Genomic DNA, 23,508 nt, shown 5'->3' with positions numbered 1-23,508 from the left:
GGCGGCAGATTTTTTTGGCTAACTCAGGGTGATTCAGAACGACGAATCATGATGAGTTGGCTAATCTAAAAAAATAGCAGTGACCACTCATTTTTTTAGATTAGCCAAGTGCTTCTTTACTTTCAATGATTCTTTATTGCCCGAAATTCTCTTATAGTGGATTCAGTTTAAAAGAGATACAAGGCAACCGAGTGCAGATGTAACTGTGATACTTCAAGCGAGGTTAACGCTGTAGCTCTTTTATAAAGGATTGACTATATTATGTAAAAACAGAAACGGACGAGCAACGATGGCGGACACGCAAAACTCAACACATTCAGACAGCAACGATAATGCTAATCAAGCCAACCAAACCGATCAGGCAGTTGCTTCAGGCAATGCTTATGAGCTCATCAAAAAACGTCTGACTGAACAAGGCGGTCGTTTAGAGCAGCAGACGCAGACGCTCAATAACGCGCGTCTCGAAGAGTTCGGCAGCACCCAAATGCAAGTCATCGCCCGTACCCGTATTCGTACCGAATACAACTGTGTGGCACAAGACATGGTACAGGTCGGCGATTATTTGCTGTTTGGCTACAACGTTTTTATGGGGCTAAAACGCGCGAGCAATATTAAAGACGTATTGTCGTTATATCGTCTGAACGAGCCAGCTGGTAATGAAGAAGAGTATCAGCTCGAAGAGGTCGATTTAAAAGGGACGTTTTTGGCTCAAGACGCTTTTGTCCAAGACTTTAATGAGCTGTATCGATATTACAAGCAAACGCGCCTGATTCAAATAACGGTGAAAGACAGCAAATTGCTGTTGGCGTTTCAGATTGGTGAGCGCATCACTGATATTCGAGTGTTTCGTTTCGCGTTAGATTTTAGCCAAGGTACGCCAGAGTCGGCGCAAGTCGCTTATGTGGATAATCGAGGCGAGCGTGACATTGAACTGCCGCCTGCTTATGACTTTGACTGGATTGATACCACACGCGATCAAATGGTGAATGGCAAATATCCGCATATGAATATCTTAGACACGATATTTGTGGAAACGGTCGGTGGTGATTTGACCATTAAGATTGAGGACAATACGCAATCCGGTCAGGGTATCTATAGCGAACCAGTCAATGACCGTACCCAGTCGCTGACGGATGCTGAGATTGCTTATGCCAAAGTGGGCAGTCTAATACTGCTCAAAATATTGCCCTATCGTGAAGAAGACTACCGTTATTTTGTTTATAACACCTTGACCGAAGCGGTGCTGCGTTTGGATGCGATTGGACAGTCGTGTGTTCAGTTACCAGAAGACCACGGCATCATGTTTCCGGGTGGTTACTATCTACAGACGGGTGAGTATAAACTGTTCGAGGCCAATAACGTTGGCGCTACTGACTTACGGTTTAAGCGTAAAATTGTATCGCCGAATGGAGAAGATGTTTTATTCTTATTTTACGACAGAGACTTGGGTGTCACGGGGCTGTTTCCTTATAACCTGATTAAAAAGCAATTGGTAAATCCTATTTATTGCAACGGTATGGCTTTGGCTGAGAATGGCCGTTTGGTATTGTTTAGTGACCAAAGTGAGCCGTCTCGTATTCATCCGATGCAGATATGGCACACGCCTTATGCCTCACACGAGTATGTCAGTGAATTACCTGAAAGCACGAGTTTTTATGGCAAGATTGGCAATAAAGAGCTGGTACGTGGTATCTCAGATCTTTATAGCATTACTCGCCTCATTGACAATCAAAGCGTGTCACAGAAGCTCTATGAAGAGCTTACCAATAATACCAGCCGACTCTTTGACAGCTATTACTGGTTGTCTGAGCCTGAGCTGAGCGAAGTTGCCAGTAGTATTAAAGAAGTGACGGCAACAGCTGAGCTGGTCATTGATGAGTTCGCGAAAGTACAAAGTATCCAAAAGCAAACCCAAACCGCGCTAGCCGATGCCGATACGCAGCAAAGTGAGATTTTGCGGCAGATACGAGTCACTAGCTTTGAGTCCGCCAGTGATTACGTCGATCAGTTGTCAGCATTAAGACGCCAAAAAGGCCGTTTGGTCAGCCTGGAAGATTTGCGATATCTAGATGCCGATAAGCTACAAGCATTACAGACGCAGCTAGAAGAGGCAGAAAGCGAGCTTGCCGAAAAAACCGTGCTGTTTTTAAGTGGCGAAGAAGCGCTTTCGAGTTACGAAGGCATATTGGTCGATGTCAGTGAGCGTTTAAACACGGCTGAAACCAATGCTGAACTAAAACCCGTTCTAGAAAAAATCGATGAAACAGCGCAAGGGTTGGATTTGCTCACTGAGCTACTAGGCACATTAGATGTGGCCGATGCTACAGTGCGTACGCAAATCATCGATGACATATCGACCATTTATGCCAGCCTAAATCAGAGCAAAGCCAAGCTGAATCATAAACGCAAAAATCTAGGCTCAGCGGAGGCCGTCGCGCAATTTGGTGCGCAGTTTAAGCTGTTTGGTCAGTCGATTGCCAATGCGTTATCCATTGCCAATACGCCTGAGAAATCAGACGAGCAAATGGCAAAGCTATTGGTACAGCTAGAAGAGTTGGAAAGCCAGTTCGCTGATCCAGAGACCAATAGTGGCGACCAGTTCTTGGCCGATATCATCAGCAAGCGTGAAGAGATTTACGAGACTTTTGAAAATCATAAGCAGCAACTGCTTGATGCTCGCAATCGCAAAGCGCAAAACCTAGGTGATGGTGCGCTGCGGATGCTTGAAAGTATCAAAAAACGTACGCAAAGCACTGGCGTCACGGGATTTACAGAAGAGGAAGCATTAAATACTTATTTTGCGGCTGATGGTCTGGTGCAAAAAGTCCGCAACATCGCAAAAGAGCTGCAAGCGATGGGCTTTAGTGTCAAAGCCGATGACATCGATGCCCGTCTAAAAGCCATTCAAATCGAGAGCTATAAGAGTCTAAAAGACAAGTCGGACTTGTTTGAAGATGGTGGTCAAATCATCAAACTGGGCAAGCATCGTTTTTCGGTTAATACTCAGCCATTGGATTTGACCTTATTGAGTCGTCAGCAGTCAGATGGCAAGCGTGTGCTGAATTTGCATCTAACGGGCACCGACTATTATGAAGTGCTTAATAATGCTGAGCTAAACGCCTTGCGCCCGTATTGGGACATGAATATCGCCTCCGAGTCTGACAAGGTGTACCGCGCCGAGTACTTAGCCTATAGCATTATCGAAAGTGCTAAGAACAGCCAAGATGGACTGACCGAAGCCCGTCTATATCAAGCATATGATGCGACTATCATTACCCTAGATGTTAATGGCGATATTGATAATGACAGTCCATTGTCTAAACTGGTCAAAGCTTACGCCACCCCTCGTTATCAGCTTGGGTATGACAAAGGCATTCATGACCATGATGCCACGCTATTATTGATGCAAATTCTGCCGACATTGCGTGAAGCAGGGTTGCTGATTTATACCCCGCAAGTACGTGCCTTGGCGCAATTATTCTATTGGCAGCTAAATATCGTGCAAGCGCTTGGTTTAGATAGCTTACGTCAGTTTGGTTATGACGCTTGGTTAAATGAATCCGTGCTGACGCGCGCAAATAACTGGATAGATAGAGCCGCGACCGCCGAGCAACTGCGCCGTGCATTGGGCAGTGATACTGCTAAGTCTTTATTAGTCGAGGACATGAGCCAAGTGATGCGTCATTTTGTTATGGCTCATAATGACGACAGTCTTAGCACTGATAAAGAAGGTAGCGTTGATAACAACGCCAACATCTTCAAATCAAGCTACGTTCAGCTTGCTTGTGAATATTTGGTGAGCGTCATGGGTCAGTCAGCGGAAGCAGGTGCAGGCACATATAACACAATAAACTGGCAAACCAGTCAACAAGCACAGCAGTTGTGTGAGCAGTTAAGCCAAACGTTGAATAGTGCTTCAGGTAGCACGCAAAATACGGCCAGTTTTGATCAACTACAGTCTTCTATCAGTAAGCTTGGGTTCCAACCCAAATCAGCCTATGAGCTACTAGCCACATGGTTCCATGCACTACTTGATAAGACTTACGGTAATACTGAGTCGGCTGATGGCACGGATGAGGCAGGCGAGACACTCAGTGAAGAGCAGCTTGCTGAGATTGAAACACAAAACGCGCTACGCAAGCAGCAATTAGAGAGTGGCCGTCATTATGTGCCTGAAGCCATTGCCGTCTTGCTTACCCAATTAAATGATGCTCAGCGTGAAGCCTTGGTGCAACGACTCATTGATTCAGGTGCTAGCTTTAATAAAGGGGCTTTTAATAAAGGGCTAAGTGCTAAAGCAGTAGGCAATCAAGGCGCAAGTACCACGCCATCGGCCTTGTCATTTTCTTCAATCACCTCGTCGCCAGTTTCATCGACTACATCATTGACCAGTATTAATAATCCGCTTAATCAAGTACAGAGCTTTGAGCGTAGCACGGGTAAGGTATCGCTTGAGATACAAGTTAATAACTTGCTGGGTGAGCATATACGTATTCATCAGCAGACCTTAACCTTTGCCGTCGATGATTTTTTAAATCGTTTGCATCATCATGATACGCAAGTCATCCCTGCCTACAGACGTTATCTGGCCATGCGCTCAGAGATATTGCATGACTCAAAAGAGACGTTGCGACTGGACGAATTTATGCCGCGTCCATTGTCCTCGTTTGTGCGTAACCGTCTGATTAACGAGAGCTATCTGCCACTTATCGGTGACAATCTTGCCAAACAGATGGGCACGATCGGCGAGGATAAGCGTACCGATTTGATGGGTATCCTCATGATGATATCGCCACCAGGGTATGGTAAAACTACTTTGATGGAGTACGTGGCAAATCGTCTCGGCCTTATTTTTATGAAGATTAACTGTCCGTCACTTGGTCATGACGTCACCTCATTAGATCCCGAAAAAGCACCCAATGCCACTGCCCGAGAAGAGCTGAATAAAATCAACTTGGCCTTTGAAATGGGCAACAACGTCATGCTCTATCTCGATGATATTCAGCATACCCACGCGGAATTTTTGCAGAAGTTTATCTCATTGGGTGATGGTACACGCCGTATCGATGGTGTCTGGCAAGGTAAAACCAAGACCTATGACATGCGTGGCAAAAAGTTCTGCGTGGTCATGGCAGGTAACCCATATACCGAAAGCGGCGAAGCATTCAAAGTGCCTGACATGCTCGCCAACCGTGCCGATATCTACAACTTAGGCGATATCATGAGCGGCATGGAAGAGGTATTTGCACTCAGCTATATCGAAAACTCGCTGACCTCTAATACCGTCCTCGCACCAATGGCCAACCGTGACTTAAGCGATGTGCATCGTTTGATTAAAATGGCAAAAACGGACAATGCGAATCTTGCACAAGCACAAAGCAGCGATCTGACGTATCCGTATAGCACCTCAGAAGTTAACGAAATTATCGCCATCTTGCGCCATATGTTTAGGGTGCAAGAAGTCATTTTGGATGTTAACCAAGCCTATATTGCCTCTGCCTCGCAAGATGATAAGTATCGTGTTGAGCCGATATTTAAGCTACAGGGCAGTTATCGTAATATGAACAAGATGACTGAAAAGCTGTCGGCGGTCATGAATGAAAGCGAGCTGAACCAGCTAATAGATGATCACTATCTGGGCGAGTCGCAGCTATTGACCCAAGGCGCAGAGAGCAATTTGCTCAAGCTTGGCGAGATGCGTGGTGTGCTGACCGAAGCAGAAACAGAGCGTTGGGCACAAATCAAAGCCGACTTCTTACGTAACAAAGCCATGGGCGGTGAAGATGGCGATACGGGCGCGCGTATCGTCGCCCAATTAGTTGATTTGGCCAGTGGCTTCAATGCCATCAGTAGCCAGTTTGAGACATACTTAACGAAAAACGACCCAGAGCAAATCGCTCGCTTACGAGAAGCAGGACAGCAAGCGCAACTCGATGCCCAGATAAACGCCCAATTAGAAGCACAGAAAATCCTTGCCGATAGCGTGATTAACAATGCCAAAGTCGTCAGCGACAGTATTGATAATGGCTTTGAGAAAAGCATGAGTCAGTTGGTGCAAATATATAAGCATGATCACAATGCTGAGAAGGTAGAAGGCGAGTATCTCAAGCAAAACCAAGAGGTGCAAAAAGCGCTGATGGTACAGCTGGTCAATGCCGTGGAACAACTGGCGCAAAAAATGGCGGATAGCTTGGTTAGCAATAATGATAATCAAACAGCCGATAGCGATATCCCTGATATTCATCAGCAGACGGCATTGATGGCAACTGCCCTCAAGCAAGCGTTAGAGCCATTGACGATGCGGATGGATGAGAAGCTGGCGATTGATACCAGCACCGATCAATCAGGTAAGTTAATCGTTAATAGTCTCAACAGACTTAATAAAATCTTTGATGATTATGATTAATCACTACTGATTAATAGCTGACGATTAGTCACTACTGGTTAACAACTATGATTGATGGCTAACGATTAAGTGTTAATGCTTAATTATTAACGCTTATGAGCAATGCTGATGACTTGCACTTATGAATAGCACTTATGAATAGTACTATAAATAGGGCTTATGATTAAGAGACAGTGGTAATATAGTCGGCAACAGCTACTTTGGATACGATGACGGCGAGTAAAGTTGCTATAAACAGTAGATCCAGCGAGCCTGACACCGTATCCGATGGTAGTGAATCGACTATATCAAACCAATGAGAAAATTATGGCGCACAAAAAGAAGAACGTCCGCAAAAAACTTTGTCCTGTCTGCGAGCGTGAATTCAGTTGGACTAAAAAGTTAGATAAAAACTGGGAGAGCATGGTCTATTGCTCAGACCAATGCCGACGGGTGAAAAAGTACGAAGGGCTAGATCATCAAAAAGAAGATAAATAGGCAGTAAACATTAACCATAGATATTAGATATACGGCACAAGGGGGCAGATGATGGCACACAAAAAAGTAAATTTACCGCAAAAAACCTGCCCCGTTTGCCAGCGCCCGTTTACGTGGCGTAAAAAGTGGGAGAAGGATTGGGAGCAGGTGATTTATTGTTCTGAGCGGTGTCGGCGGAGTAAAGGGAAATCAGATTAAATTAAAATAAGACAATAGAAAACCGCAACGTTTTCTAACCCAATATTGCTAGAGGAGGAAGATAGAGGTGGCGGTGCTGTTAAAATAAATATAACTTAATCTTCTAGCTGTTTCAAAATATGAATCGGAAACGGTAACCTGTAATGCCTACAAGCTATTAGCACTAATGGGTACAATCCAGATTTCATTGCTGATAAATCGTTAATTTCATTAGATGATTCACACTCTTCAATAATATCTGTTAGTAAGTCTTGCGCTGGTTGTTGGATATCAACATCGGAGAGAGATGAACCATGCATTTCCATATTATTGTATAAGTAATTTTCAGAATCGTCATTGAAAAAGTATAGCTGTATATTCGAATGACTTAGAAAATCACGATGTAAGCTTTGAATTGAAGCATAGAGTTCTTCGAAGTTAAACATGCTTGCTACTAAAGATAAATAAGGTAGTAAAATTGATCCTTGTGTTACTTCTTCTCTATATTCCTTCGTTGCATTGATTGGGTGTGCAATTAGTTTTCTATATTCTCGAATATTTGAAAAATACGTTTGATTAGTAGCAAAGCTAATATTAGTTAGGTTTACTAGGTTTTTTAACCAAGATTCTATAAAAGTGTGATATTCCCTACATCGTGATAAGCAAAAAATAGCCAACATGATGTCAGTAGCTTGATCATCTTTATAAGGAGTCAAGAGCATACTGTTGTTGTCTATCATAGACATAATCAGGTTACAAATTTTATGATATTGAACTTCGAATGCTCTCAAATTTTCTTCTGATTCACTTTGATTTATTAATAAGCAATATTGATTATAAGTCCAAATCCCTCTTAATGATAATCGACCTAACAAATCAAACAGTTTTAAGTTAACATCTACAGCACATGATGGCGCTACCATCGATGATAACCCTAAGTATGTATTAGCGGACGGTACAACAATTTGTTCAAAGTAGAAATCTGCTACGGTCAGTTGTAAATTAATCAATTTATAAATAAGATGATTAATGATTTCAGTATTTTTACCTCTCGTTTGAAGAAATGATTTACTAATGTCCCATGCCTTGAGTAGGACATACTCTGAACAAATATAAGCAGATTCTAAATTTCCTACATCTCTTGACCATGCAAAGAGCATCCATGTATATATGTTCAGCTGTCGTAGCACAGCAATAACAGATTTTTTATCTTCAAGTTCTTGATTACATAACTCGTCAACTAGACTCTTGTAATATTGAATTGAAGTATCAGGCTCGTCTAACATTGCAATAGACTTACGTAATAAGCGTCTATATTTTTCTGGTGCTAATTCTTCATTGAAAAAGTACTGAAGTATAAATTCAGCAATTTTATCACCATTCCATTCACTAAAAGCTATATTTTCTTTAGTATTATTATCTGTATATCTTGAGACCTCTTGTCTTATCGAAACATCAACATCTCCTCCAAAACATAAACAAATAACTATCGGTTTATCTTTATGTTCTGGAGGTGTTCTAGTAGGTATATAACCATCTATGATTTGATTTAAAGAAGGTCTTAGAGATTGATCTGAATTGCCATCCCAAGAGTTTCTTGTTAAACCTCCTGACTTAACAGATAACAAATATACCTTTTCTTCTTCACCACCGATTGAACCTACGGCAGCTATATCAACACCGTACTCTTTGATTCCACGGCGTGGGATACTGAAAACTATTAAACCCATTTGACTCAATAGGTCAGGTAAGATTGCATCAAGCTCATCTCTTTCTTTAAGAGAAGCTAGATATTCTTTAAGAATTAGTTTCATTTACTAGCTCCTCAACTCTTAATAATTTCAAAAAATACTCTTGCGTATGAGGAGTTAAGTTAGCCAGACTTGGAAAGTCTATACTGTGTGACATTTTACTAAAAGGCATAACCTGTCTTATTGTATTACCACTAAAATCTTTATGCTTATGAATAAATTTATTTCCATAAAGTGTAACTTTTTTGCTTGGAAAAAACATATCAACCAATGAACCTTCTAGCGGTTTTGCCATAGCTTCGCTAAATAAATTTTGTTGATAGTTTGCATATTCGCTTCTATGTCTAGTACTAGGTCTAAGCTCTTTTACCTCGTAAAGTTTATTAAATTTTTCAAGAAAACTTTTTAATTGCTCAATAAGATGTCCACTAAAATCCACAGTATTTTTGTCTGAAGAATCTAAGTATTCTTGTAAGAAATTTTTAGTTTGGGATGAATAATTTAAAGCAATAAATTCGAAAGTCTTATTTCCAATTATTTCCATTTCACTTCTTGAAAACATTGGTACAACTGATAAAATAAGACTTAAGGAAGTTGATGGTTGTAGACTAAACCAACCAATAGCCTTATTTACAAGATACATCAAATCTTCTACTTTAACCTGCCCTGTATCAAAACCTATCTTTATTTGATCAGTAGTTGAAGTTTTAACTAATTTGACAGCCGATACACAATATATCATTTCTCTTTTAAGTAGCCATCTCGTAAAAATGGTAGAAAGCACTTTTTCATATTCTTTTTCTCGAAGCCTTCGTAAAGAATTAGTCAGAATTCCTACGTCTAATGAGTTGGAATTGTTACTTAGTATGTATTCGAACAGTTCGGCAATATTTATAGCATTCAACTCTGATATTTTTTTGTATATGTATAGATCAATTTGATTGATAACACCCTTCCAATCAATATTTATATCTTTAAAAAAGCTAAGTAGTAATCTTTGTATATTTTCTGAGAGATTAGCATGACGATAGTTCAACTGCTGTGCAATTCTAAATATAAAGTCAGGATCGTTATTGCCAATATTACGTTCGAAAAACTCTATAATGTCGGGTTCGAGCTCTTCATAATCAGCTAGCAAAGTAATTAAAGTGTTTATAGCAGTCGATAATATTTGTTTATCTTCAATACTTTTCGTGCAAGTTATTATCTCCTTTACTACAGTGGTCGCCAGTTCAGGTTCTTCATTATAATTTAATCTACTTAGTGCAAATATTGCTCTTTGAACTATGATTGGATTCCTATGATTCAATAATTGTACTGCTTTATTAAAATAGGTTTTCTTATTTATTTTATAACCACTGATAAGAGCTGTTGAAATATGGTCAAAATCATCATCAGTTATTTTTAGTTCCTGGTCAAGTAGTGATTCTACTCTTTCAATATCAGCAGAACAAAATTCAATGAATGGTAAAATTAAATCATGTGATGCCATGTCATTACCTGCTTCGATAGTAAGTTGTTTCACACAGCTTTTGACTTCCTCTACTGGTACGTTTAATAAAGGCAATAAGTTTCTAAATATGTTACGCATTATGAAGAAGTTTGAACTAGGGGCTTCATTCCTGAGTAAACCAAACTCAGAAATAATATTTATTTTTTCTTGGCTGTGTAATTCGACTAAAGTCCGGATTAACTCATCATCGTCACCGATGTACTTACGATACTCTTCATATAAGACATCTAAGAAAGTACCATCTTTTGTAGAATCTACTATTCTTTTTTCGAGTTCATTCATAATCTATCCTTGATGGTGTTTTTCATTATCGATCTTATGTATTTTACCTAATCACGTCCACACTTTAATTTTCGTTCTCAATATCAAACATTAAGCAATCATTACCAATTACAACTAGCCTATAACCAATAAAACCCCTACCTACTGCGCATCTCTCTTAGCAAATATATTCGCAACCAGTGCACCACTAAAGTTATGCCATACACTAAAGATCGCACTAGGTAAGGCCGCGACAGGGTTGAAATAAGTTGCCGCAAGGGCAGCACCCAGACCAGAGTTTTGCATGCCCACTTCTATCATAATCGCGCGGCGCTGTCGCTCCGTAAAGCCAGACAAACGGGCGATCAAATACCCCAAGGCATAACCGGTCATATTATGTAGAGCAACGACGATAAAGACGATTGCACCACTATCTAAGATAGTCGCTTTAGACACGGCAACCACTGCCGCTATTATGATTGAAATACCCAATACCGATACCATCGGTAATACCTCAGTGACGAACTCGATCTTTTTACCCAAAAATTTATGAAAGATAACACCCAGTAATATGGGCAAGATTACGATTTTCGTAATGGTTATCATCATACTAGCCAAATCGATATCAATCAGCTGCCCTGCAAAAATGCTGAGTAGGATAGGGGTCAGAAAAGGTGCAAGTAGGGTAGAGATAGAAGTAATCGCCACACTCAAAGCCACATCACCTTTGGCTAAGAACGTAATCACGTTACTAGAAGTACCGCCCGGGCAACAGCCAACCAAGATAACACCGACTGCTATCAAAGGATCGAGGTTGAAAATGACCGTTAATAGGTAAGCAATGAGAGGCATTAGCGTGAACTGTGCCAATAGTCCAACCAGTACAGGCTTGGGACGTTTGACAATTTCCAGGAAATCTTCTGTTTTGAGCGTCATGCCCATCCCAAACATAATAATGCCAAGTATGGGAACAATTAGAAAAGCCAATGAGGCAAAAAATTCAGGAAAAATAAATCCCAAAACAGCACTGACCAATGCCCAGATTGCAAAGGTTTTGCCAATCCAACTAGAAAGTAATGCAATCTGATTCATAGCCTGTCTCACAATAATAAGAGTAATAGAATGTCTAGTAATTTAGCATGGTTATTATTAGCAAATGATAAAAGTATTTTGTTATTAAGCGAGCAATAAGTTTGCTGATTGTGGGCAAAGTGAAATGCCATAAAAAATGGCTTACTTATATTGAATAAGTAAGCCAAAAAAGAACTATTAGGTTTCTATAACTTGATTAGCCAATCGACTACAAATTCGGATTTAACCACTTTTCAGCCGTTTTCATATCCCAGCCTTTACGCTCAGCATAACTCTCTAACTGATCACGGCTTATTTTGCCGACATTGAAGTACTCACTGTCAGGATGCGAGTAATAGAATCCGCTGACAGATGACGCAGGCCACATCGCATAGCTTTCAGTTAGCGTTGTACCAATTGCATCTACCGTACCGAGCCAGTCAAACAATTTGCCTTTTTCGGTATGCTCAGGGCAAGCAGGGTAGCCAGGCGCAGGGCGGATACCCACGTATTTTTCTTTAATCATCTCATCATTGGTGAGTGACTCAGTCGGTTGGTAACCCCAGTATTCTTTACGGATGAGCTCATGCAGATGCTCAGCGAATGCTTCAGCTAAACGGTCAGACAGCGCCTGTACCATGATGGCATTATAGTCATCGCCTGCTGCTTTATATTGCTCAGCAAGTGCTTCTGTACCGACGATGGAGACAGTAAAGCCGCCCAAGTGATCGGTATGCGTCTCTGATGGGGAGACAAAGTCTGCCAAGCTAAAGTTTGGCTTACCACTGGCTTTGTCGCTTTGCTGACGTAAGTGCTCAAACTGATACGTTGGGCTGCCGCCATCAGTAGGCGCATTGTCATAAACCGTGACCGTATCGGCACCAGTACGGCGCGCTGGCATGAGTTTAAAGACACCTTTGGCCACGAGTGATTTCTCATCGATCATTTTTTGCATCAGCTCATTAGCATTATCAAATAAATCACGAGCCGCTTCGCCGACCACATCGTCTTGCAAGATTTTCGGATACTTACCGACCAGTCCCCAAGAGATAAAGAACGGCGTCCAATCGATATATGGCAGTAGATTGGTGATAGGGTAATCATCCAATATCACTTGGCCTAACTGATTAGGCACTGGTGGCACATAGTTTTCCCAATCGTACTGAAAGCCAATCTTGACCGAGTTCGCATAAGAGATCTTGGCCGCTTTTGGCTGACGCTTGGCCAGACGCTCACGTACTTTGACGTACTCTTCACGTGTCTCATCGATCAGCGCTTGACGATGCTCTTTTGACAGTAATTTGGTGACCACACCGACCGAGCGTGAGGCATCAGTGACGTAGATGACACCATCATTTTGATATTGCGGCTCAACCTTGACGGCGGTATGCGCTTTAGAGGTAGTGGCACCACCAATCATCAATGGTAGCGTCATGCCGCGCTCTTGCATTTGCTTGGCGACATAGACCATTTCATCGAGACTTGGAGTAATCAAGCCAGATAGGCCGATGATATCGACTTTTTCGGCAATAGCAGTATCAAGGATTTTTTCACAAGGTACCATCACACCCAAATCGACAATGTCGTAGCCATTACAGCCAAGTACCACGCCGACGATGTTTTTGCCGATATCATGCACGTCGCCTTTGACGGTCGCCATCAGGATTTTACCTTTGACTTCGCCTTCGACTTTTTCGGCTTCGATGTACGGGTTCAACCACGCAACAGATTGTTTCATCACGCGGGCAGATTTCACGACTTGCGGGAGGAACATTTTACCAGCACCGAATAAATCACCGACGATATTCATGCCGTCCATGAGTGGACCTTCGATGACTTCTAGCGGTTTGGGATATTTCTCCCACGCTTCTTTGGTATCGGCTTCGATAAAGGTGGTAATACCTTTTACCAGTGCGTGAGCAATACGCGCTTCGACGGTGCCTTCACGCCAGCTCATATCAACTGTGCTTTCTTTTTTCTTGCCACCGTCTTGATAGTTTTCGGCAGCTGTCATCAGGCGTTCAGTTGCGTCCTGACCTGTTTCGCCTTGATTGCGGTTGAGCATGACATCTTCGATCGCGTCACGGGCTTCCTTTGGAATATCATCGTATAACTCAAGCATGGCTGGGTTGACGATACCCATGGTCAGGCCATTGGTAATCGCATGAAATAGGAAGACGGAGTTAATGGCTTCACGAATCGGGTTACCACGGAAACTAAACGACACGTTAGACACGCCGCCCGACACCATAGCATTGGGTAAGTTATCCGTAATCCACTTAGTGGCATTGATGAAATCAGCACCGTAGTTGTTGTGCTCAGTGATACCAGTAGCAACGGCAAAAATGTTCGGATCAAAAATGATATCTTCAGAAGGGAAACCGACTTCATTAACCAACACATCATAGCTGCGCTGACAGATTTGAATTTTACGTTCGTAAGTATCAGCTTGACCATCTTCATCAAATGCCATGACGATAACGGCGGCACCATAGCGCATACACAGTTTGGCGCGCTCGACGAATTCAGCATGACCTTCTTTTAGCGAGATAGAGTTGACGACAGATTTACCCTGTGTGCGTTTTAGACCTTCTTCGATGATGTCCCATTTAGAGGAATCAATCATGAGTGGTACGCGGCTGATGTCTGGCTCGCCTGATACCAAGTTGATGAAATGAATCATCGCCTGCTTGGAGTCGAGCATGCCCTCATCCATGTTGATATCGACGATTTGCGCACCGCCCTCAACCTGATCGCGAGCGACATCGAGGGCTTCGGTGTAGGCTTCAGTTTTGATCAAACGTAAGAACTTTTTGGAGCCTGTCACGTTGGTACGTTCACCCACGTTGACGAACAAGCTGTCTGCTGTGATGGTAAATGGCTCAAGTCCAGACAAGCGGCAGGCAGGGGCGATTTCAGGAATCACACGCGGTGCATAGTTTTTCACCATATTCGCGATTTGACGAATATGTTCTGGTGTCGTACCACAGCAGCCACCCACGATGTTTAAGATACCTGCCTTTGCAAAGCCTTCTAGTAATGCTGTCGTCTCATCAGCCGTTTCATCATATTCACCAAACTCGTTGGGCAGGCCCGCATTTGGATGCGCTGACACATAGGTATTGGCAATGTTAGATAGCGTTTGGATATGGGGACGTAGCGCATCGGCACCAAGCGCACAGTTGAAGCCTACCGATAATGGTTTGGCGTGGCGAATTGAGTTATAAAATGCTTCAGCCGTTTGCCCTGATAAGGTACGACCTGACGCATCAGTAATCGTACCCGAAATCATAATCGGTAATTCAAAACCAATGTCATCAAACACGCCAGTAATGGCAAATATCGCCGCTTTCGCATTCAGCGTATCAAAAATAGTTTCGATTAGGATAAGGTCGACACCACCTTCTATCAAGCACAAGGTTGCTTCACGGTAGTTTAATACCAACTCATCAAAGGTGATATTACGAAAGGCTGGATCATTGACATCAGGTGATAGCGAGCACGTGCGTGAGGTAGGGCCTACGACACCAGCGACGAAACGAGGCTTATCAGGTGTCTTGGCAGTGAACGCATCTGCTGCACTGCGGGCAAGTTGAGCTGCCGTCTTATTGAGCTCAGGTACCAAATACTCCATGTCGTAGTCGGCCATAGATAGACGCGTACCGTTGAAGCTATTGGTCTCGATGATATCCGCACCAGCAGTCAAATGATCGTTATGGATGTCTATAATCATTTGTGGTTGCGAGAGTACGAGCAAATCATTGTTACCGCGCACATCTTGGTCTATATCCGCAAAGCGCTCACCACGATAATCTGCTTCTTCTAATTTATAGGTTTGAATCTGCGTACCCATCGCCCCGTCTAACATCAAAATTCTTGAGGCCATTTGCTCAGTGATACGGGCACGTGCCGTCAGCTGCTGTTCTTTATAAGGAAACACGGCAGGTGGCGTCAGTATAAAGTCATCAGCAGATTGTAATGAGTGAGAAGTGGCATCAGTGTTTGAAGTCATTGTTTGGGTCATAGGAGCGCTGCTTATATCGTCAATATTATAAAGGGAGGGGATAACAAATAGGGTGAACAGGTATATAAAAGGCGTCGGAAAAGTCGCATTATTTTAGCATGAAAAATCTGTCGTATTAGGATACTGCATATTCTACTTTGGCAGTAGACAAGTAAAAGATTTACTTAATACGGTAATGCTTTTAGACGAGAGTAGGCGATGTAAATCCCTTACAAACAAAGCTAAATGACTCTCATTCGGGTTGGCTATTACACAAAGTGTTGATTCTGTAATCTAAGACAAACGCTTGTGCTTAGAAGTCAGACACAGTTTACATCGCTACTACAAAAAGTTGCGTAAAGGCAGATTGATAAAGTTTTCAGACATGTTAATTTGATTTCAGAAAGATAGGTTTTTCGTAAGCACTGCTTATAAATGCATGTTTCAGTCATATGGGTTTTTTATATGATGAATGTCTATACCGCGTGCTAGTTGTGATGAGCTGCTTATCATAAACCACTTATAAAGAAAGACATTCTAAACTGTGATCAATTGAGTAATCTAAATTGAATAGTACAGTGAAAAATAATCAATCATTAAGGAAAATGTTATGAAACTTACCAAAATCGCTACTATCGGTACACTTGCTCTGTCAATCACAGGCTTAAGCGCTTGTAATAACATGATGCCAAGCAAAAGCGCAGATATGAAAGCGCCAATGCATAGCCAATCTATGGCAAAAATGAATGTGGTACAAGTAGCGCAAAGCAATCCTGAGTTCTCAGTATTGGTAGAGGCAGTACAAGCAGCCGGTCTAGCAGGTATGTTGTCTGATCCAAACGCTCACTATACTGTGTTTGCACCGACAAATGATGCATTCATGCAAGCATTGAAAGAAACAGGTATGACCAAAGCACAGTTATTTGCAAACAAGCCATTATTGACCAAAATTTTGGGCTCACACGTCGTAGCTGGTGACATGGCCATGTATGCAAAAGATGTGAAGCCAGGCAATGTTATGACCGCCAGTAAAGACACATTAACAGTCACCAAAGACGGCAAATTGATGGATGAAAACGGCCGTACAGCCAATATCTTAAAGACTGACATCGCTGCGAATAACGGTGTTGTGCATGTTATCGATAAAGTATTGATGCCTAAGTAAATGCAATAATATTAGACGCAATGATCTTACACGCAGTGATTTGATTTCTTAGATTTTTAAAAGTGTAAGTACGACAAGATAAATTTTTGAATAGAGCAGCCACTATCTGTAATAAATGAATAGGCAGATAGTGGTTGTTTTGGTTTTGTATCACAGAATAAATATCAGGCTAGTAGTACTTATTTCTAGAATGCCAAACAATTCAGACAATGTCGGACTTGGCACAGCAGTTATTTGCTGAATAGACAATATAGCAAATAAAAGTAAACAACAGCATATACGTGATTGATACAGTGTTGCTACCTAAGTAAATACCAATTAAAAATTAAACCGTTAGTATTGTATGTATCGACATGACAAATTTGATCTCAGGACTAGATAATCAGTAGTCGATAATATCTACGAGATATCAGTCACTGTTATCTTTATCAACAGACATTAATGAAAGATAAACGTTCGTTAATCACAGAATTTACCTAATTATCCATAAGGAAGTACCTATGTTAAAGAAAAACTTGTTATCTATCGCCGTAGTAACTGCAGCTATGTCATTGGCAGCCTGTAGTGACAAAGAAGCCGCCACAGAGACCGCTGAGCCTGAAGTAACCACCGAAGAGATGGCTGTAGAACCAGCAGCTGAAGCAGAGCCGATGACTGAAGCTGAACCGATGGCTGACGATATGAACATGGAAGCCACGCAAACGATCGCTGAAATCGCTGCAGGCAACGAAAACTTAACTATTCTAACAGCGGCATTAAAAGCAGCTGGTCTAGACACTATGCTAATGGAAGATACTAAGTACACTGTTTTTGCACCAACCGATGATGCATTTGCTCCTGTATTAGAAAAATTGGGTGTGACTAAAGAAGAGCTATTAGCAAATACTGATTTGCTGAAAAAAGTACTTCCTTACCATGTCGTGCCAATGGAAGTGAAAGCAGCTGATATCCCTTATGGTACTGATATCGAAACAGCTAATGGTAAAACAATCAATATTAGCGATGCCAATGTCATTACTGATGCGACTGGTAACACAGCTAACATCACAGGTACAGATATTATGGCAACCAATGGTGTGGTTCACACTATCGATGCGGTATTAATGCCTGAGTAAGTTTTTAACTTATTTGTTTATACTTTATCAATGATATCGAAAAGGCCTAGCTTTTAGCTGGGCTTTTTTGTGCCTAAATACTATTTGCCGTCAATCCTCTATAAATTCGATATGGTGTCAGTCCTGCTTAGTCTACTGTCTGTAGTACTATCACTTGACTTCCTTATATCCAAATTATATTGAATCGACTATATAAATAGAAGAGTAGATATCTATCTAAACGGATGATTTACTTTATTATATTTTGGCTGTCTTCGTTTGGATCTAACTCATTAAAAATATATAAATAAAAAAGCCCGAGACTATGGTCTCGGGCTTTTTGTACTTAGTGGCTAGTACTTTAGCAGCACTACATTAAAGAGTATTACACATTGTCTTTACGTAGTGGGTCTGCATTCATTCTTCTTTGCTCTTCTAAGTGACGCTCTTCCCAATAAGGGGCGTTCTTGATACCAAACTTGGCAGGATCAAAACTGTAGCGTGTCACCCCAGCTTTACGCTGTGCTTCATAATCTTTAAGCATAGTAAGCGTTGGACGTGCCACGACAAAGATGATGAGGATACCAACGATGTTCAACCAAGCCATCAGGCCAACACCGATATCACCGATTGCCCAAACATAACCAGCTGAATTCAAGCCACCATAGGCAACCATAACCATGATTAGGATCTTGACTAAGAATAGACCAGTTTTGTTTGCACCGCGACCGAGGAAGCGTGTCAAGTAAGCCACGTTTACTTCAGCGATGTAGTAGTACGCCAAAATGGTTGTAAAGGCGAAGAAGAAGACAGCGATGGCGATAAACACATTACCAAACGTACCGTATACAGATTCCATTGCCATTTGCGTAAAGGCAGGAGCATTGATTTCAGTAGCAGCGGCAACATTCTGCACGATGAACTGACCATCTGGTAATGTACCTTGGATGTTGTACATGCCAGTAGATAAAATCATGAATGCAGTCGCAGAACATACCAGTAATGTATCAACATATACTGAGAATGCCTGTACTAGACCTTGCTGTGATGGATGCTCAACTTCAGCAGCAGCAGCAGCGTGAGGGCCTGTACCTTGACCTGCTTCGTTAGAGTAAATACCACGTTTCACACCCCAACCGATCGCCGCACCAAAACCTGCTTGTGCAGTGAATGCATCACCAACGATCATACCAAATACATCAGGAATTAAGCTGAAGTTGCTGAACATGATAATCAAGGCTAAAGCGATATAACCGATTGCCATAAACGGAACGGCAAACTCAGTAAAGGTTGCAATACGTTTGATGCCACCGAAAATGATGATACCTAGCACGACTAAGATGATAGCCAAACCGACCAAACGCATAGAGCCAACTTCTAGGCCTGCTACGTTCATGATCGTACCTTCACCCATTACCTGTGCAAATGCACTGATAACACCGTTGGCTTGTACACCAGGTAAGAACATACCACAGGATAAGATAGAAGCGATTGCGAAGAGGATGCCGTACCACTTTTGACCAAGGGCACGCTCAAAGTAATAAGCTGGGCCACCGCGATATTCGCCAGTGATCACATCTTTTTCTTTGTAGATCTGTGCAAGGGTAGACTCGACATAAGCAGTAGATGCACCCAAGAAGGCCACAACCCACATCCAAAATACTGCACCTGGGCCACCGAAGCCGATAGCCGCAGCTACCCCAGCGATGTTACCCATACCCACACGCCCTGCGAGGGAAACGGCTAGTGCCTGAAATGATGAAATACCTTGTGCACTAGATTTACCAGTGAATAGTAGTTTGATCATCTCACCGAACAGACGTACTTGTACAAAGCGCGTCATAATGGAATAGAACAGACCAGCGCCCAAGCAGAGATAAATCAGTGCTGGGCTCCAGATAATTCCGTTTACTAAGTTAACTAAACCTTCCATATTTATATTCCTAGTACTGTCTCAAGGTGGCGCTGTCTGCTAGGAGTAAGCTAACTGGTTAACTTACTTATTTAAGTTAAGCAGTTAAATTATCTGCACCGACTTACATATGAATGAAGCCTTACGCGTGCTTTGCCACCAAGAATGGACTGTAATTTTCTGTAGTGATCCGCTTGGCTCATCCGTGATAGTAACTATCTACATAGCGTGTATCACTCACAACATTAATATCAGCTGCATTTATATTTGTATTGCAACCTCTGTCACTGCCGTATCCTATCATCGTGTGATGAATGAGATGAGTCATAAGTTAACCCGCGGACAAAACAGGCGATTATATAATTGAATACGCATCATAATGGTATTCAATTTGCTATGAGCTGTCCCGATTGACTACACTACTGGTAGGGCGTATTGACGATATTGGCGAGTAATTGAGCACTAATCGATGTTTTTATATCTAAATCAGCCATTCGCTAATACTAATCAAACTATAAGTCCACTACCAAATGTATTCAAACCGTACGGCTACGTAACTGCAATTTGCCATATTTTTGTACTAATTACTAGAATTTTCTTTATAGACGGTCGATATATTCGTATTTAATTTTGCAGATACTTAGGTAACATGAGCCAAACTCATGATTAATTGTTTGTGATTACACAACATTTGGTACGGCTGTATGAGTAAGTCCTATTTTTGTTCCATATCTATCATTGTAGAGATGCGTTATTGTTAGAGCGGTTGAGGTTGTTTTTTGGTAATGTTCAATTGTAAACATAAGATTATGTCGGCATTATTAGCAGGATAAATAGTTGGCTACAGCGTCTCACTATAATAGTAGTAACCGCTATATAGGCAGCAGTTTTTGAATGATAACCAAAGGTATGTATTTCTATCTAAAATATAGAGCGTACATGACAGTTAGATGAATGCTAAATGCATATTACGAGACAAATTCAAAAACGATTAAAAATGTGTTCCCAGATATTTGTGATTTATCATTATTAGGAGAGTTAACGATGACGCGTCAATCAATTGTAAAACCTATTTTGCTCGCAGCAGTATTAGCAACGTCTACCGTTGGCCTGAGTGGTTGTGGCTATAACAATCTTCAGGCACAGGATGAGCAAGTGACAGCTTCGTGGTCAGAGGTCGTTAACCAATATCAACGCCGCTCTGACTTAGTACCAAACTTGGTCAAAGTCGTACAGCAGTATGCTGACCAAGAACAAGAAGTCTTCACTCAAGTGGCTGAAGCGCGTTCACGTGCAGGCGGCATCACTATGACGCCTGAATTGCTCAATGACCCAGAGGCGATGGAGCGTTATGCAGAAGCTCAGGGTCAGATGACAGGCGCATTGTCACGTCTAATGGCCGTGTCTGAGCGTTATCCTGAACTAAAGTCGGATGCGCTATTTCAAGACTTACAGGCGCAGTTAGAAGGCACTGAAAACCGTATTGCAGTAGCACGCAATCGCTATATTCAAGAAGTGCAAGGCTACAATACAACGGTACGCCAGTTCCCGACCAATATCACCGCAAAAGTATTTGGTTTAGATACCAAGCCCAACTTTACGGTAGAGAACGAACAAGCAATCTCTACTGCGCCCAGCGTCGATTTTGGTGATTCTAAAGAAGCGGCAAAGTAGAGCTTGTTAGGGATATACAAAAATAGAGCGGTCTATGCCGTTCTGTTTATTTAGCTGATAACGTAATGACGGTTAGTTAATGTCTATTAATGTGTAAACGTGTCATTTGAGGTGGTAGAGAGTAGATGAATCATTCAAAAGCAATCTTATCAGCATTACTGTTCACACTGAGCGTGAGTGGCGCGTCAGTGCTGCATGCTGCGCCTAATGAAGATGGTAATGATATTGCTGTGGCGACAGACAATACCTCGAATCTGCAAAACCGTAGTGTCGAAGACTTGGTGGCAATTGCCAAAGCAGGAGAATCCAATGAGGCGATCAATGATGCGGTGTTGAATAATGAGGCCATTAATGAGGCAGTGCTAGGCAACGATGCTATCAATCAAAGCGGTGTCAGTGATGAAGCAACTGCTGGTTCGAACACGACCGCTCAGCCACCAATCAGATCCAGTGCTGAGAGTGTCGCTGCCGACAAGCTGATACTCAACGAGCCCGTTATTGATCAGGCCAATATCTTAAATCCGCAAGAAAAGCTACGTCTAGAGACACAGCTCCGAAGTATCTATCAGCAAGGTCTAGCGCAAGCAGCCGTTGTTATCGTCCCGACCACCAATGGCGTACCAATCTTTGACTATGCGTTGCAGGTCGCTGAGAAATGGGAATTGGGTGATAAAGCAATCGATGACGGATTATTGGTCGTCGTCGCTGTCAACGATCGCGAAATGTATATTCTAACCGGTTATGGGTTAGAAGGTGTGTTACCAGATGCAGTGGTCAACCGTATTATTCGTGAAGATATCACGCCTTTATTTAAGCAAAATAATTATGGCGCAGGGATAATCGCTGGTGTCGATGCACTCAAAACGCGCTTGACTGCTGATCCTGAAGTGTTGGCGCGTGCTGATGCGCAAGCTGCAGAGCGCACGGCACAACAAGGCTCAGATGAACTACCATCCCCTATTTTCTTATTTATCATGGCGATGATTTTTGGTAGTTTTATTACCAACATCTTAGGCCGAGTATTTGGTTCTATTATTACCGCAGGCGGGTTTTTTGCAGGCTCTTTGGCACTGGGCGGCGGGTTCTTTATGACGTTGATTATGGCAATATTTATATGGCTGTTTTTGATCTCGCGCGGCGGCGGCGGTGGCAAAGGTGGCGGCGGTAAAGGTGGTAGACGACGCGGCGGTATGATTTTCTTACCCGGTATGGGCGGCGGAAGTGGTGGCGGCTTTGGCGGTGGTGGTTTCGGAGGCGGCGGCTTTGGTGGTGGCGGTGGGGGTTTCGGCGGCGGCGGTGCTGGTGGCTCGTGGTAAATGCCTGTTACAAGCCAGTTAGTAAAAACCAAGCAAATGAAGCCGCAGTAAAACAAACGCAAACAACCTGCAAAAATGATGTCTGTGAGGAAATAATTAAATGTCAGAAAACAATGCTCCAAAAGCCAGTCTTGCTCGCTGGTGGCGTCAGGTTTTATTCGTGCCTTTATTGCATAGCAAGTGGCTGACAGCAGATGCTAGAGCTCGCCTAACAGACGAGGTGACCCGTGCTGAGCTTGGACATCGCGGCGAGGTGTTTTTGATTGTAGAAAACCACCTGCCTATTCAAGACGCTTATCATATGGATTGCCGCGAGCGCGCCGTTGATTTGTTTAGTGAGTACCGAGTCTGGGACACTGAAGAGAACACAGGTGTCTTGGTTTATGTCAATATCTGCGAGCATCAACTAGAGATAGTTGCTGACCGCGGTATCAGTAACCACGTGAGCCCAACTGTCTGGCGCGCCATGAGCGAAAAAGCAGTATCAGGTATTGCCAATAAAAAAACAGAAGCAAGCTTGGCTGAACTGCTAGACGAAATTGGGCAGGTATTGCGTCAATACTACCATCTCGAGCATGACCCAGCCGGTAATGAGTTGTCTGATACGGTAGTATTTTTAAAGTAGCTATTATTTAGAACAACCATTTTTAGTCAGTAACGCTATCGATAGAGTCCCTTCCCTCAAGGC

At 42.4% G+C, this 23,508-nt stretch carries 13 protein-coding genes; 8 read left to right on the top strand and 5 right to left on the bottom strand.

Features of this window, described 5'->3' with window-relative positions:
* Nucleotides 1-289: 289 nt before the first annotated feature.
* From IP485_RS11295 to IP485_RS11285, 3 genes are all read left to right on the top strand, one after another.
* On the top strand, nt 290-6,406 hold the full coding sequence (locus IP485_RS11295) for a DNA repair ATPase (RefSeq protein WP_198327292.1): 6,117 nt from the start codon (nt 290-292) through the stop codon (nt 6,404-6,406).
* A 267-nt stretch (nt 6,407-6,673) separates the two neighbouring features.
* Nucleotides 6,674-6,883: a DUF2256 domain-containing protein gene (locus IP485_RS11290; protein WP_265090691.1), complete on the top strand. Its 210-nt coding sequence runs from the start codon at nt 6,674-6,676 to the stop codon at nt 6,881-6,883.
* Nucleotides 6,884-6,934: 51 nt separating this feature from the next.
* Entirely contained in the window at nt 6,935-7,081 is a 147-nt protein-coding gene (locus IP485_RS11285) for a DUF2256 domain-containing protein (RefSeq protein WP_198327291.1), read from the top strand.
* A gap of 95 nt (nt 7,082-7,176) precedes the next feature.
* Here the strand turns inward: IP485_RS11285 and IP485_RS11280 are convergent, their stop codons facing one another.
* The 4 genes from IP485_RS11280 to metH form a co-directional block, all read right to left on the bottom strand.
* A complete protein-coding gene (locus IP485_RS11280) occupies nt 7,177-8,874 on the bottom strand; it encodes a hypothetical protein (RefSeq protein ID WP_198327290.1) in 1,698 nt (565 codons plus the stop codon).
* The gene (locus IP485_RS11275) at nt 8,858-10,606 is read right to left on the bottom strand and encodes a hypothetical protein (RefSeq protein WP_198327289.1); all 1,749 of its coding nucleotides are present in this window, start codon (nt 10,604-10,606) and stop codon (nt 8,858-8,860) included. Before IP485_RS11275 ends, IP485_RS11280 begins: the two co-directional genes overlap by 17 nt.
* A gap of 141 nt (nt 10,607-10,747) precedes the next feature.
* The gene (locus IP485_RS11270) at nt 10,748-11,677 is read right to left on the bottom strand and encodes a bile acid:sodium symporter family protein (RefSeq protein WP_198327288.1); all 930 of its coding nucleotides are present in this window, start codon (nt 11,675-11,677) and stop codon (nt 10,748-10,750) included.
* Nucleotides 11,678-11,885: 208 nt separating this feature from the next.
* Complete coding sequence (gene metH / locus IP485_RS11265) at nt 11,886-15,680, bottom strand: methionine synthase (protein WP_227686527.1); 3,795 nt, start codon at nt 15,678-15,680, stop codon at nt 11,886-11,888.
* 589 nt (nt 15,681-16,269) lie between these two features.
* Between metH and IP485_RS11260 the strand changes: the two genes are divergently transcribed.
* On the top strand, nt 16,270-16,824 hold the full coding sequence (locus IP485_RS11260) for a fasciclin domain-containing protein (RefSeq protein ID WP_198327287.1): 555 nt from the start codon (nt 16,270-16,272) through the stop codon (nt 16,822-16,824).
* A 500-nt stretch (nt 16,825-17,324) separates the two neighbouring features.
* Complete coding sequence (locus IP485_RS11255; protein ID WP_197177665.1) at nt 17,325-17,939, top strand: fasciclin domain-containing protein; 615 nt, start codon at nt 17,325-17,327, stop codon at nt 17,937-17,939.
* Between the two features lie 364 nt (nt 17,940-18,303).
* Here IP485_RS11255 and IP485_RS11250 read toward each other — a convergent pair whose 3' ends face one another.
* Nucleotides 18,304-19,851, bottom strand: coding sequence for an alanine/glycine:cation symporter family protein (locus tag IP485_RS11250; RefSeq protein WP_197177664.1), 1,548 nt, complete (start codon nt 19,849-19,851; stop codon nt 18,304-18,306).
* Nucleotides 19,852-20,874: 1,023 nt separating this feature from the next.
* Between IP485_RS11250 and IP485_RS11245 the strand changes: the two genes are divergently transcribed.
* The 3 genes from IP485_RS11245 to IP485_RS11235 all read left to right on the top strand — a co-directional run bounded on the left by IP485_RS11245 (nt 20,875) and on the right by IP485_RS11235 (nt 23,445).
* Nucleotides 20,875-21,504: a LemA family protein gene (locus IP485_RS11245; RefSeq protein WP_198327286.1), complete on the top strand. Its 630-nt coding sequence runs from the start codon at nt 20,875-20,877 to the stop codon at nt 21,502-21,504.
* 125 nt (nt 21,505-21,629) lie between these two features.
* A complete protein-coding gene (locus tag IP485_RS11240) occupies nt 21,630-22,820 on the top strand; it encodes a TPM domain-containing protein (protein ID WP_198327285.1) in 1,191 nt (396 codons plus the stop codon).
* A gap of 100 nt (nt 22,821-22,920) precedes the next feature.
* Nucleotides 22,921-23,445: a TPM domain-containing protein gene (locus tag IP485_RS11235; RefSeq protein WP_198327284.1), complete on the top strand. Its 525-nt coding sequence runs from the start codon at nt 22,921-22,923 to the stop codon at nt 23,443-23,445.
* Nucleotides 23,446-23,508 lie beyond the last annotated feature (63 nt).

Origin of the sequence: Psychrobacter sp. NG27 (genome assembly GCF_016106655.1) — a bacterium.
Taxonomy (GTDB): Bacteria; Pseudomonadota; Gammaproteobacteria; order Pseudomonadales; family Moraxellaceae; genus Psychrobacter.
The sequence above is the reverse complement of the archived record's forward strand: the minus strand, read 5'-3'. Positions and strand labels throughout refer to the sequence as shown.

Bases quoted from the DNA above. Each gene is read 5' to 3' on its own strand.
- IP485_RS11285 (WP_198327291.1), top strand. From the start codon at position 6,935: ATGGCACACAAAAAAGTAAATTTACCGCAAAAAACCTGCCCCGTTTGC.
- IP485_RS11295 (WP_198327292.1), top strand. From the start codon at position 290: ATGGCGGACACGCAAAACTCAACACATTCAGACAGCAACGATAATGCT.
- IP485_RS11245 (WP_198327286.1), top strand. From the start codon at position 20,875: ATGACGCGTCAATCAATTGTAAAACCTATTTTGCTCGCAGCAGTATTA.
- IP485_RS11270 (WP_198327288.1), bottom strand. From the start codon at position 11,677: ATGAATCAGATTGCATTACTTTCTAGTTGGATTGGCAAAACCTTTGCA.
- metH (WP_227686527.1), bottom strand. From the start codon at position 15,680: ATGACCCAAACAATGACTTCAAACACTGATGCCACTTCTCACTCATTA.
- IP485_RS11290 (WP_265090691.1), top strand. From the start codon at position 6,674: ATGGTAGTGAATCGACTATATCAAACCAATGAGAAAATTATGGCGCAC.
- IP485_RS11280 (WP_198327290.1), bottom strand. From the start codon at position 8,874: ATGAAACTAATTCTTAAAGAATATCTAGCTTCTCTTAAAGAAAGAGAT.
- IP485_RS11250 (WP_197177664.1), bottom strand. From the start codon at position 19,851: ATGGAAGGTTTAGTTAACTTAGTAAACGGAATTATCTGGAGCCCAGCA.
- IP485_RS11260 (WP_198327287.1), top strand. From the start codon at position 16,270: ATGAAACTTACCAAAATCGCTACTATCGGTACACTTGCTCTGTCAATC.
- IP485_RS11235 (WP_198327284.1), top strand. From the start codon at position 22,921: ATGTCAGAAAACAATGCTCCAAAAGCCAGTCTTGCTCGCTGGTGGCGT.
- IP485_RS11240 (WP_198327285.1), top strand. From the start codon at position 21,630: ATGAATCATTCAAAAGCAATCTTATCAGCATTACTGTTCACACTGAGC.
- IP485_RS11255 (WP_197177665.1), top strand. From the start codon at position 17,325: ATGTTAAAGAAAAACTTGTTATCTATCGCCGTAGTAACTGCAGCTATG.
- IP485_RS11275 (WP_198327289.1), bottom strand. From the start codon at position 10,606: ATGAATGAACTCGAAAAAAGAATAGTAGATTCTACAAAAGATGGTACT.